14 protein-coding genes are annotated in these 12,447 nt (G+C 41.0%); 11 read left to right on the top strand and 3 right to left on the bottom strand.

Going from position 1 to position 12,447, the window contains the following annotated elements; all coding sequences use genetic code 11:
• Nucleotides 1–109: 109 nt before the first annotated feature.
• Nucleotides 110–562 carry a hypothetical protein gene (locus tag GQA99_RS14730; RefSeq protein ID WP_229785913.1) on the bottom strand — a complete coding sequence of 151 codons (453 nt, stop codon included), beginning with the start codon at nt 560–562 and terminating at the stop codon, nt 110–112.
• 269 nt (nt 563–831) lie between these two features.
• Between GQA99_RS14730 and ccoN the strand changes: the two genes are divergently transcribed.
• From ccoN to ttcA, 11 genes are all read left to right on the top strand, one after another.
• Nucleotides 832–2,259 carry a cytochrome-c oxidase, cbb3-type subunit I gene (gene ccoN / locus GQA99_RS14725; RefSeq protein ID WP_160054890.1) on the top strand — a complete coding sequence of 476 codons (1,428 nt, stop codon included), beginning with the start codon at nt 832–834 and terminating at the stop codon, nt 2,257–2,259.
• A 12-nt stretch (nt 2,260–2,271) separates the two neighbouring features.
• On the top strand, nt 2,272–2,898 hold the full coding sequence (gene ccoO, locus GQA99_RS14720; RefSeq protein WP_160054888.1) for a cytochrome-c oxidase, cbb3-type subunit II: 627 nt from the start codon (nt 2,272–2,274) through the stop codon (nt 2,896–2,898).
• Between the two features lie 9 nt (nt 2,899–2,907).
• A complete protein-coding gene (locus GQA99_RS14715; protein WP_160054885.1) occupies nt 2,908–3,084 on the top strand; it encodes a cbb3-type cytochrome oxidase subunit 3 in 177 nt (58 codons plus the stop codon).
• A gap of 5 nt (nt 3,085–3,089) precedes the next feature.
• On the top strand, nt 3,090–4,058 hold the full coding sequence (gene ccoP / locus GQA99_RS14710; RefSeq protein WP_160054882.1) for a cytochrome-c oxidase, cbb3-type subunit III: 969 nt from the start codon (nt 3,090–3,092) through the stop codon (nt 4,056–4,058).
• A gap of 116 nt (nt 4,059–4,174) precedes the next feature.
• Entirely contained in the window at nt 4,175–4,654 is a 480-nt protein-coding gene (locus GQA99_RS14705) for a FixH family protein (protein WP_160054880.1), read from the top strand.
• Between the two features lie 3 nt (nt 4,655–4,657).
• Entirely contained in the window at nt 4,658–7,057 is a 2,400-nt protein-coding gene (locus GQA99_RS14700) for a heavy metal translocating P-type ATPase (protein WP_160054878.1), read from the top strand.
• Nucleotides 7,054–7,239: a cbb3-type cytochrome oxidase assembly protein CcoS gene (ccoS, locus tag GQA99_RS14695; protein ID WP_160054875.1), complete on the top strand. Its 186-nt coding sequence runs from the start codon at nt 7,054–7,056 to the stop codon at nt 7,237–7,239. Before GQA99_RS14700 ends, ccoS begins: the two co-directional genes overlap by 4 nt.
• Nucleotides 7,240–7,244: 5 nt before the next feature.
• Nucleotides 7,245–7,934 (top strand): sulfite exporter TauE/SafE family protein, encoded by a 690-nt coding sequence (locus tag GQA99_RS14690; RefSeq protein WP_160054872.1) that lies wholly within the window; start codon nt 7,245–7,247, stop codon nt 7,932–7,934.
• Nucleotides 7,935–7,989: 55 nt separating this feature from the next.
• Nucleotides 7,990–8,742 carry an electron transport transcriptional regulator EtrA gene (etrA, locus tag GQA99_RS14685; RefSeq protein WP_160054869.1) on the top strand — a complete coding sequence of 251 codons (753 nt, stop codon included), beginning with the start codon at nt 7,990–7,992 and terminating at the stop codon, nt 8,740–8,742.
• A 99-nt stretch (nt 8,743–8,841) separates the two neighbouring features.
• Nucleotides 8,842–9,771, top strand: coding sequence for a universal stress protein UspE (gene uspE, locus GQA99_RS14680; RefSeq protein WP_160054866.1), 930 nt, complete (start codon nt 8,842–8,844; stop codon nt 9,769–9,771).
• Nucleotides 9,772–9,860: 89 nt separating this feature from the next.
• Nucleotides 9,861–10,805: a tRNA 2-thiocytidine(32) synthetase TtcA gene (ttcA, locus tag GQA99_RS14675; RefSeq protein ID WP_160054863.1), complete on the top strand. Its 945-nt coding sequence runs from the start codon at nt 9,861–9,863 to the stop codon at nt 10,803–10,805.
• Nucleotides 10,806–10,943: 138 nt separating this feature from the next.
• On the opposite strand, the gene GQA99_RS14670 is transcribed toward ttcA, so the two are convergent.
• Nucleotides 10,944–11,582: a DUF2987 domain-containing protein gene (locus tag GQA99_RS14670; RefSeq protein WP_160054859.1), complete on the bottom strand. Its 639-nt coding sequence runs from the start codon at nt 11,580–11,582 to the stop codon at nt 10,944–10,946.
• Nucleotides 11,575–12,393 (bottom strand): glucosaminidase domain-containing protein, encoded by an 819-nt coding sequence (locus tag GQA99_RS14665; RefSeq protein WP_160054856.1) that lies wholly within the window; start codon nt 12,391–12,393, stop codon nt 11,575–11,577. Before GQA99_RS14665 ends, GQA99_RS14670 begins: the two co-directional genes overlap by 8 nt.
• Nucleotides 12,394–12,447 lie beyond the last annotated feature (54 nt).

The raw sequence follows: 12,447 nt of genomic DNA, 5'->3' as shown, positions 1-12,447 counted from the left end.
GATTTTTTTATGACCTTTCATTTATTGCGATGAAGTCAGCTACTGATTTAAATAGTACTTCCCTGTTATTTGTGTTCATGATGAATATTTACCTTGGTAACCACAGATTTTACGGATTTGGGTTGTCTGCCAAAAAATCATAGATGAGAGTACGCTGTTGCTGTTGATAATCGAACGTAACAAATGCACGCCACACCATATAATTACTGCTGCATGAGCCAAAAATGAGTGTGCCTTGCGCTTCATTGTCTGTTACAGAAGATAATGCAACAGGTATGACTCCCATAAACATGTCCCGCCCTTCTATTCGAATTGAAACATTAGTGATCGCTTGTGTTGATTTGAGCGTAATATTCAGTGGTTTTTCACTCGGAGTATGCACTGGATCGATCATTAAGCCGACTTTCAAATCGGCAACGTTTTTATAACATTGTCCGGCTGAAAATTGGCAGAGGGTGAGATCTTTTGGAAACGTATTTTTTTCTTCATTTTTTGCATTATCACATGCCATTAAAAACATTGAAGAAATTATTAATAATGTGATAGTAGTGATTTTACGCACGAGTATTAGCCTTTTTCCATTAATTGATAACATTCTCTTTGAGAGCTTGATCTAGATCAACTTTGATGCATGTTGTGAAGTATCTTTTTTGACTCAGCTCAAGTATCATTACACCGCCTCGTGATAGAGACAACAAAAACGAGGTAACACCTTGACAAACAGTTGTAAAAATAGCCTTCACGGCTCGTTTTGTAACCATTTGTCAACTTAACTGGTAAAGCTCGCTTTACTAAATATTAAAAGTATAAGTAATAAGCCGTGGAAGCATTATGATGAACCATTCCCAGTCTACAGGCGCTGATTACAACTACACTATTGTCCGCCAATTCGCACTCACCACAGTATTGTGGGGAATCGTTGGTATGGCAGTGGGTGTATTGATTGCGGCTCAGTTAATCTGGCCACAACTGAACTTTGAAACACCGTGGTTAACGTTTAGTCGTTTACGACCTTTACATACCAATGCGGTGATTTTTGCGTTCGGAACATCAGCTCTTTTCGCTACATCCTACTATGTTGTGCAACGTACTTGTCAAATCCGTCTATTTGCGCCTAAATTGGCCGCATTTACGTTCTGGGGTTGGCAAGCTGTTATTATTGCTGCTGCAATTACTCTGCCTATGGGTTTCACTCAAGGTAAAGAGTATGCCGAATTAGAATGGCCAATCGATATTGCCATTACTGTTATTTGGGTCTGCTATGCAATTGTCTTTTTTGGCACAATCGCTAAACGAACTACGTCGCATATTTATGTGGCTAACTGGTTCTTTGGTGCCTTTATTATCACTGTTGCTGTATTGCACATTGTTAACTCAATGGCAGTACCTGTAAGTCTGTTTAAGTCTTACTCATTGTACTCTGGCGCTGTCGATGCAATGGTTCAGTGGTGGTATGGTCATAATGCTGTAGGCTTCTTACTTACTGCTGGTTTCTTAGGGATGATGTATTACTTCGTACCTAAGCAAGCTGGTCGCCCTGTGTATTCTTACCGTTTGTCGATTGTCCACTTTTGGGCATTGATTGCGTTGTACATTTGGGCCGGTCCTCACCATTTACATTACACTGCCCTTCCTGACTGGACTCAGTCTTTAGGTATGGTGATGTCATTAATCCTATTTGCACCTTCTTGGGGCGGTATGATTAACGGTATTATGACCCTGTCTGGTGCCTGGCATAAGCTGCGTACAGACCCCGTATTACGTTTCCTCGTTGTGTCATTGTCTTTCTATGGTATGTCTACCTTTGAAGGCCCTATGATGGCAATTAAAACGGTTAATGCGTTATCTCATTACACTGACTGGACCGTTGGTCACGTTCACTCTGGCGCACTAGGCTGGGTTGCAATGGTATCGATTGGTTCGTTGTATCATTTAGTGCCTGTGTTGTTTAATCAAGGCCGCATGTATAGCACTTCGCTTGTTAACGTGCATTTCTGGTTAGCGACTATCGGTACTGTGTTATATATCGTGAGTATGTGGATTTCTGGTGTTATGCAAGGTCTTATGTGGCGTGCAGTAAACTCTGACGGTACGTTAACGTACAGTTTCGTTGAGAGTTTAGAAGCTTCATACCCATTCTACTTTGTACGCTTTCTTGGTGGTTGTTTCTTCTTAACCGGTATGTTGATCATGGCCTATAACGTGCTTCGCACTGTTAAAGCGCCTAAAGATTCACTACCAGCGTTAGCAGAAGCTTAAGGAGCCGATTCGATGAAATTTAATCATGAATTAATTGAAAAGAATGTGGGCTTACTCGCCATTTTCACTGTTATCGCCATTAGTTTTGGTGGTTTGGTGCAAATTACACCGCTGATTTTTCAAAAAGACACCACAGAAGCGGTTGAAGGCTTAATTCCTTACACTGCGCTACAGATTGAAGGTCGTGATATTTATGTCCGTGAAGGTTGTTATAACTGTCACAGCCAGATGATCCGTCCTTTACGTGCCGAAACAGAACGTTACGGTCACTACTCTGTTGCCGGTGAATCGGTTTGGGACCACCCTTTCCAGTGGGGTTCTAAACGGACAGGGCCAGATCTTGCTCGTGTTGGCGGACGTTACAGTGATAAATGGCATGAAGTGCATTTAATCAATCCACGTGACGTAGTGCCACAATCGAACATGCCTGCTTTCCCGTGGTTAGCTGAAAACACGCTTGACGGCAAATTAACCGGTGACAAGATGACTATCTTACGTAACCTGCATAAAGGCGGTTATAAAGGTAATGATTTGTACACTGACGAAGAAATTGCTGGCGCTCAAAAAGCGGTTGAAGGCAAAACTGAACTACAAGCACTAATCGCGTATTTGCAATCTTTGGGTCACGCACTCAAGTAGGAGGCAATAATGGATTACGGTACTTTTCAAGGCATTTTAACCATTATTGTAATGGTGACGTTTGTTGGGATTTTCTACTGGGCATACAGTAAACACAGTAAGTCAAAATTTGACGAAGCTGCAAACTTAGTATTTTCAGAAGATGAACTGGCTAAAATGTCTAAAGACTCAGGAGAGCAGAAGTAATGATTATGAGTAACTTCTGGAGCATTTGGATTTCTGTACTGACGATTGTGGTCATTGTTGGTTGTTTTATCCTTCTTAAATTGGTGAATAATAATTACACCGGTGTTGAAGAAGGTAAATCAATGGGCCACGAGTTTGATGGTATTGAAGAGCTAAACAACCCGCTACCAAAGTGGTGGGCTTATATGTTCTATCTTACTATCGTGTTCGGTGTGATCTATTTAGCTCTATACCCAGGCCTTGGTAACTATAAAGGCCTATTTGGTTGGACTAGTTCTAACCAAAGCATTGGTACTGAACAAGGTCTAAAAGCCGATTCAGCAGCAGCACTTGAAGCCGCAAAAGCAGAAAACCGTTTATCACAATATGACCGCGAAGTGGCTCATGCTGATGAAAAATATGGTCCTATCTTTGCTGCGTATTTAGCTACTCCGTTAGAAGAGTTAGTTAAAGATGAAGAAGCATTGAAAGTGGGTGGCCGTTTGTTTTTACAAAACTGCGCTCAATGTCATGGTTCGGATGCGCGTGGTGGTAAAGGCTTCCCTAACCTCACAGATAGCGATTGGTTATACGGTGGTGATTTAGCCACAATTAAAACCACGCTAATGAATGGTCGTAACGGTATGATGCCGCCTAAAGGTGGTTTACCTATCGAAGACAGCGAGATTAAAGGTCTAGCTGAATACGTGATCAAACTGTCTGGTGGTGAGCACGATGAAGCATTAGCTGCTCAAGGCCAAGGTTCGTTCATGAAAGGCTGTTTTGCCTGCCATGGTATGGACGCCAAAGGTAACAAGTTCATGGGTGCCCCTAACCTAACAGACAATGTTTGGTTATATGGTGGTAGCCGTGGCACGATTGAAGAGTCTATTATCAATGGCCGTGCAGGTGTAATGCCAGCGTGGAAAGACATTCTCGGTGAAGAGAAAGTCCACGTTATTGCTGCTTATGTATATAGCTTATCAAACAAATAGTTATCATTAACTAATATCAGGCCTCGAGTTAATCGAGGCCTTTTTTTTAAGTGATTATTAAGCTGTTACGCGTTAAAATAGTGCGGTAAATTTTTACAGTATTTTTAGGATGTATCATGTCAAAACAACTCCCTTGGTATAAACAATTTTGGCCTTGGTTTTTAATCGTTTTACCAATGTGTGCCGTTATTGCCAGCTTAACCACATTAAAAATTGCCCTCGATAATTCTGACTCATTAGTTGCTGAAGAATATTACAAAGAAGGTAAAGGCATTAATATGGACTTGCGCAAGATAAAGTATGCGCAGCAAATAGGCATGAAATTTTTAGTTAAAGTGTCAGACCAAGAGTTATTGATTAGCCAACAAGGTGGACCTGAATATCGCGCCGCGTTAAATGTTCAATTTTATCACCCAACCATTGAAGACAATGATTTTAGTCTTCAAGCCACTGCTGATGCCAATTATGTCTATCGTATTCCGTTATCTGCGGCAATTAGCGGTCCGTGGGAAGTGCGACTTGAAGGCTTTGATGGTAAATGGCGAATTCAGCAACGTATCGATATTAAAGATAACGTTGAATATTGGCTTAATTAATTTATGACATCTTGTTTTCATTGTAATGAACCCGTACTCACTGGTGATCAATTTACGACCGTCATTAATGGGCAAGCACAACCTATGTGTTGCCCGGGGTGTCAGGCGGTGTCGCAAGCCATTATTGATGCGGGTTTAACCAGTTATTATCAGTTTCGCAGTGAACCGGGTAACCGCCAAACCGCATTAATACCAGAGCAGTTATCTCAATATAGCGCCTATGACTTACCTGAAGTACAACAAGATTTTGTTCATAAACAAGGTGAGATAGATTCAACCTCATTATCAATCGACGGGATAACGTGCGCAGCTTGTGCCTGGTTGATTGAACACAAACTAAAACCGGTTAATGGTGTCACTAACGTGCTGGTTAATTCAACCACACAACGGGCGATGGTGAGTTGGGATAACAATGCCATTAAGTTAAGTGAAATATTACAGCTTATTAGTCAAATAGGTTATCAAGCCGCACCTTATCAAGTCGACGAACAAGAAAAACAATCTAAAGCTGACAGCCGCAAGTTTTTACTTAGACTTGGTTTAGCAGGCTTTGCAACTATGCAAGTCATGATGTTTGCCCTGGCCTTGTACACGGGTTACTTTACCGATTTAGATGTCGAGTTTAGAGATTACTTCCGCTGGGTTAGTTTAATTTTTGCGGCGCCTGTGGTGTTGTACTCGGCACAACCTTTTTATTTTAGTGCGCTGCGAAGCTTGTTAAGTGGCAAGCTCAATATGGATGTGTCGGTCTCGATTGCCATCGCTGGCGCGTTTATTGCCAGTTGTGTTGCAACTATCCAGGGCAATGGAGAGGTGTATTTTGAATCGGTTTCAATGTTTACCTTTTTCTTGCTACTCGGGCGCTATTTTGAGCAAACCGCTAGACAACGTGCTTCGGTCAGTTCAAGTAATTTACATAAGCTAATCCCGTTAACGGCCCATCTGATTAAAGACGGACAAACCACAGAAATAGCCGCAAAACAGTTACGCATTAACGATATTATTTTAGTCAAACCTGGTGAGGTTATTGCTGCCGATGCTGTTGTTGTGTCGGGTAAATCAAGTGTTAATGAAGCCATGCTCACCGGTGAACAAATGCCCATCATCAAACAGTTAGATGATATTGTTTATGCGGGCACCATTAATGTTGAACAACCAATACACGTCAAAGTCAATGCATTAGGTCAAGATCAATTAGTGGCCGAAATTATTCGTTTACAAGAGATGGCATCAAATAATAAACCCGCTATTGCGTTAGTTGCCGACAGACTGGCAAGGTACTTTTCAGCAACTATTTTATCTATTGCACTTATTACCTATATTGTATGGTCGTTTATTTCACCAAACGATGCATTTTGGGTCACCTTATCGGTACTTGTGGCAACGTGTCCTTGCGCCCTCGCCCTTGCAACGCCCACGGCAGTCACTTGCGCTACGGCTATTTTTACTAAATTAGGTATCATTACCCGCAAAGCAGGAGTATTTGAAAAACTCACGCAAATTAACCATGTGGTGTTTGATAAAACCGGTACCCTAACCTGTGGGCAATTATCGATTGGTGAAGTTAACGCCGAACATAACTATTCACAGGCGCAAGTATTGGCTATTGCTGCAGCAATGGAGCAAGGTTCATTGCATCCTATTGCCCATGCTTTTAAACCTTATTTTGATAACACTTGGCAGGTGACTGATGTTGAACATCATGTCGGGCTTGGGATCACGGCAACTGTTGATAATCAATCGGTTAAAATTGGTAAACTTGCGTTTGTATTGCCACAAACTCAAACATTGCAACAAAGCCGACATATTCAACACTCACAACTGATTTTTTTGTCGATAAACAATCAACTCGTCGCACAAATCGAGATGCTAGACCAATTACGCAGCGACAGTTTGCAAACGGTTAATCAACTCTCTCAATCTAAAATCGGGTTAAGTATTGCCAGTGGCGACAGTTCTGGCCATGTTGAGTACCTGGCGCAAAAGCTGGGGATCACAGATGTACACGCAGGTTTGTCACCTCAAGGTAAGCTGCAATTTATTAACCAATTACAACAGACTAAAAAAGTAGCCATGTTTGGCGACGGGATAAATGATGCCCCTGTATTGGCGGGTGCAAATTTGTCGGTTGCCATGGGCAGTGGCAGCGCTATTGCTAAAAACAGTGCGGATCTCATTTTGCTAGGAGATCACTTGTCTCGCTTTAATGATGCGATTATTGTAGCTAAACAAGCGCAACGCATCATTCATCAAAATTTATTATGGGCTTTTGCTTATAACGTGATTATTTTGCCATTGGCAGTGACTGGGCACGTCGCGCCTTATATTGCTGCTATTGGTATGTCTGTTAGCTCACTGATTGTGGTGAGTAACAGTTTACGGCTTCTTAGGATAAAACTATGAGTATCATCTACGTACTAATCCCCATTGCGATGTTGTTTGTACTAATTGCAGTAGCCATTTTCTTCTGGGCGGTTAAGTCAGAACAGTTTGATGATTTAGACAGACAAAGTGTGTCGATATTATTTGACGATGAAACAAAAAAACCACAACACACTGACGATTTAGCCAACAAACCAGAGTAAACAGCGTGATTGAATATAATGTTGGTGGTGCGTTTATTGTGGGGTTAATGGGCGCAGCTCACTGTTTTGGTATGTGCGGTGGTTTAATTGGCGCTTTTTCTGCCAATATCCCTAACAACGGCCAAAGTAAATTAGCTAACCAGTTACGATTTTTATTAAGTTATAACCTTGGGCGGATCAGCAGTTACACCCTTGCGGGCGCTTTAGTCGGTGGCAGTGCATCGGCATTAGGCCAACTATTTGATGCCGATATCTATCTGTTGTGTTTACGTATTTTTGCCGGCGTGATGATGATATTAACCGGTTTATACATTGCACAAATTTGGTTTGGCATTGTACATATTGAGAAAGTGGGCAAGGTTTTATGGCGTTATTTACAACCATTAACCCGTAAAGTTTTGCCGATTCAACATCCACATCAGGCATTATTCGCTGGAATGGTGTGGGGCTGGTTACCGTGTGGATTAGTTTATAGCACACTCACCTGGTCAGTGGCTTCTGGCAGTGCGTTGCAAGGCGGCCTGATTATGTTGGCGTTTGGTTTAGGGACATTGCCGGCATTATTTGCTGCCGGAATGGCAGCAAAAACCTTAGCGCAATGGGTACAAAAGCGTGCAGTAAGATTGCTGAGTGGTTTGTTACTGGTGTTGTTTGGTTTACAAACACTCTACATTGCTTTTAATCAGCTAAACTAGTTAGTAACGTTAATTTGGTTTAACATAGTAAAGTTTATACAAACTGAGAATGGGTATGACTTCAGAACTAATCAAAGCTCGTCGACCGTCAACTAGCGGATGTGCAATTCATTGCCATGACTGCAGTATGGAAGCATTATGCATCCCTTTTACTCTCAATAATGATGAATTAGACAAACTCGATAATATTATTGAACGTAAGAAGCCTATTCAAAAAGGTGACCTTATTTTCAAGTCTGGTGACGGACTCAAGTCTCTGTATGCTATTCGCTCAGGCACAATTAAAAGCTACACCATCACCGAACAAGGCGATGAACAAATTACCGGCTTTCATCTTGCGGGAGATGTGATTGGTTTTGATGGTATACATGCACAGCAACATCAAAGTTTTGCGCAGGCATTAGAAACCTCAATGGTGTGCGAAATACCTTACGACACCCTCGACACCCTCTCTGGCACTATGCCCAAACTTCGCCAACAAATTATGCGTTTAATGAGTAGTGAAATTATGACCGATCAGGAAATGATTTTATTATTGTCGAAGAAAAATGCCGAAGAACGCTTAGCGGCGTTTATTAATAATTTAGCAAAACGTTTTGGTAGCCGTGGCTTTTCCTCTAAAGAATTTAGATTAACCATGACTCGCGGCGACATCGGTAATTACCTTGGCCTGACGGTTGAAACCATTAGTCGTTTATTGGGCCGTTTTCAAAAGGCTGGGTTAATTGAAGTCAATGGTAAATACATCAGTATTGTGAACCATGAAGCACTTGCAAAACTGGCAGGTAATTCACGCCTGGCGACTTAAAGTTAATTAGTATGATCTACCTCAAGGTTTATTTATTAGTAAACGGTAATACTATAAGCAGTTAATATAAAAACAAAATTCAACAGCTTTGGAGGTTTTATGAAGGATTATAAAAAGATTTTAGTGGTGATTAACCCTACAACAGATCATCAACCAGCATTAGCTCGTGCAGTCGAACTTGCGAGTAAAAGTGATGCTGTCATCACTGCATTTTTATCTATCTTTGATTTCTCATACGAAATGACCTCTATATTGTCTAGCCAAGAACGTGAAGCAATGCGCCAGGGCGTGATTGACCAACGTGTAGCCTGGTTAGAAAACGCAATTAGTGGCTTTAGCAGTAAAAAACTCACCATTAATACTGAAGTCGTTTGGCATAACCGCCCGTTTGAAAGCGTGATTAATTTTGCCATGAAAGGCGATTATGACCTTATCGTTAAAAGTACACATCAACATGATAAGCTCAAAGCGGTGATATTTACTCCAACAGATTGGCATTTAATGCGTAAATCTCCGGTCCCTGTGTTGATGGTAAAAGAACATGATTGGCCAGTTCAAGGTAAAATTGTTTGTGCTGTTAATGTGGTTTCTGAAGATGATGATCATCAAAATCTTAATGGCAAAATTATTAATCATGCACTTGATTTGGCTAAAAAATTCTCTGCCAGTGTTCATCTTGTTAACGGCTACCCAGGTACGCCAGTTAATTTGGCCATTGAATTACCAGACTTTGACGCTAACATTTATAACAACACCGTGAGAATGCAGCACGAACAACGCGTACAATACCTTGCGCAAGCTTACAATATTCCGCTCGAAAATTGTCATGTTGAAGAAGGGCTACCAGAAGATGTTATTCCTGAGCTTGCTGCTAAATTAGATGCTGAATTAGTTGTGCTCGGCACCGTTGGCCGTACTGGTTTTTCTGCGGCACTGATCGGTAATACGGCTGAACATGTTATCGATAGCATTAATTGTGACTTATTAGCGATTAAACCAGACGGGTATAAATCACCTTTAGAAGATTAGTCGATTAAGAGTAAGCGAAAACCTTTACCCTGCCCTCGATTACTGGAATAATACGCGCCCTGAAACACTTGGTTACTGGGCGCATTTTTATGTCTGAAGTTGAAGTCGATACAATCGCAAAAAAAAATATTACTCGTATGAATAAACTGCAAAAACGTTTACGCCGTGAAGTCGGCTCTGCGATTGCAGATTACAATATGATCGAAGATGGTGATCGTGTGATGTGTTGTTTGTCTGGCGGTAAAGACAGCTACACCATGCTAGATATTTTATTAAATCTTCAACAACGTGCCCCCATCAAGTTCGAAATTGTTGCCGTTAACCTAGACCAAAAACAACCTGGTTTTCCTGAGCATATCCTGCCAGCATACCTAGACAAAATTGGCGTGCCGTACCACATCCTTGAAAAAGACACTTATTCTATCGTGAAAGAAAAAGTGCCTGAAGGTAAAACCACTTGTGCGTTGTGCTCTCGTTTACGTCGTGGCACCTTATATGGATTTGCCCAACATATCGGCGCAACGAAGATTGCTTTAGGCCATCACCGTGATGATATTATCGAAACAATGTTTTTGAATATGTTTTATGGCGGTAAACAAAAAGCGATGCCACCTAAGTTATTGTCTGATGACGGCGCTAACATGGTGATCCGTCCATTGGCATATTGCCGTGAAAAAGACATTGAAGCTTATTCAGAGCTTAAAGAATTCCCGATTATTCCGTGTAACTTGTGTGGCTCACAAGAAAACCTAAAGCGCGGCGAAATTAAAAACATGCTAAAACTTTGGGATAAACAATCACCCGGTCGTATTGAAACCATCTTTACTGCGATGCAAAATACTGCGCCGTCTCAAGGTGTTGACCGTGAACAATTTGATTTTGTCTCACTCAAGCGTAATCCTGATGCTGTCAATAAAGGTGATGTGGCAGACGCTGACTTACCGGCTTTTGATTTTGTCGACATCAGTAACAACGGCCACATTAATCTAGACATAAGTAATCGAATTGATATTGTAGCTACATTTAAGCCATAACCCTATATTGCTGATTTAATTTAACCCGAGCTCAGGTTAATTTATCTTTGTAATCATCAAAAAAAGGCGTTGATTTAATTCAACGCCTTTTTTGGTTTAATCCATTACACCGATATCGTCTTATTTGTCAGGCAGTGGTTACTGGATTACCAAAGGGCTCACCACGTTTGGTTTTTCACTAAATGAAATCTGGTGTAACTGATTAATTTGATCCAGGGTCAGTGTGAACTTACCACTGGACGATTGTTGCACATCATCGACTGTGATAAAAATATTGTCAGTTAAAAACTCAAATGTAATGCCGTCAATTGGCTTACGAAAATACTTCATCGGAAAACCTTGTAAGCCATCAAGTAAACGATTCATATCAGCATTGAGCGCAAGTAACTCTGCTTGTGTATATTGTTGCTGTGTTGAGCGCGCGCGCACTTGCATGGCAATAGCACATTGACTCGCATCTCCAGCAACTTCGATATTGACCAAACCACGATCTGATTTTAATTGCGCATCGTAAGGAATGAATAAACGTTGTTGTGCAGTATAGGTTAATGGGTATGTTTCATTTTCTGTTGTGATACTACCAGAGGTGATAGTGCAATCAGTGGTCACTGGAACACTAAAAGCGAGCTCAACAAGCTGATAATTTTGTTTGTTCACTTGCTTTAAACGATCATAAAAGCCAACGTACTCAAGTGAAACGGTTTCAGCAACGCTGCTACTGGCAACAAAAGCGGCCGTTAATATAAATAATCCATGACGTAGCGGACGATTAAGCATTGGCTTGGTTTCCTGTTAAAAAAGATTTGTTATGTTTTAGCATTTCCAGTAGTTCATCAATGTATTCATCTTTGCGCTCTGAATAATTAATCAACCCGAATACTAACTTCTCTGCAGTTGGTTTTATTTTTTGTGCACGTAAATCAGCACGAATGGAGCGAAATAGCCGATAAGCTTGATTGGTATTTAAATTAATCATATAAGCAATGATTGAGTCCTTTGGTGAATCAAAAACTGCAACCTCATGATTTTTATCATTGTCTCGTGCTAATGGCACCAAGCCGCAACCTTGTGAAAAACACCATTGGCCGAAAAAATTATTGCCTTCAACTGCAAAACGCGAACTCCCCCAACCACTCTCGTTTGCCGCCTGCACGAGCACCATATCGACAGGAATAATATCAATACGTTTGAGTAATGGTATTAATGTTGTGCGTGTATATGATTTGACGGCATATTGGTATTTTTCCGTTATCGACTGTAAACGTTCAATGTCTGTTTCGCTTAAACCAATCCCGTTATCTATTTGTTCAATCATCGCGAGCAAAAATTGTCGCTCGTGAATAATAATTTGGTTTTGTGCTTCAATCGCTGGGCGTAAGTAATTAAAGAATGTGGATTTTTTAGTCGAGATGTCTTCTATATTGGCAAAATCTGGCATTTTGCCTAATTCAAGACTTTGCAATTGCCCTAAAGCGGAACGGGGTGCTGGAGATGTGGCGTTAGGTATAAAAAATACTCTAATGGCTAGTAATGTGATTACGGCTAATCCTAACGCAAATGTCATTTGACCAATACTGCCTAGCTTCAAACGTACCTGCCTTATTTTATGCTTTATTTAACTGAAGAATTATAACCTTAAAAC

This window comes from Shewanella litoralis, from assembly GCF_009828585.1.
GTDB lineage: Bacteria > Pseudomonadota > Gammaproteobacteria > Enterobacterales > Shewanellaceae > Shewanella > Shewanella litoralis.
This window is presented reverse-complemented; position numbering and strand designations above follow the sequence as displayed.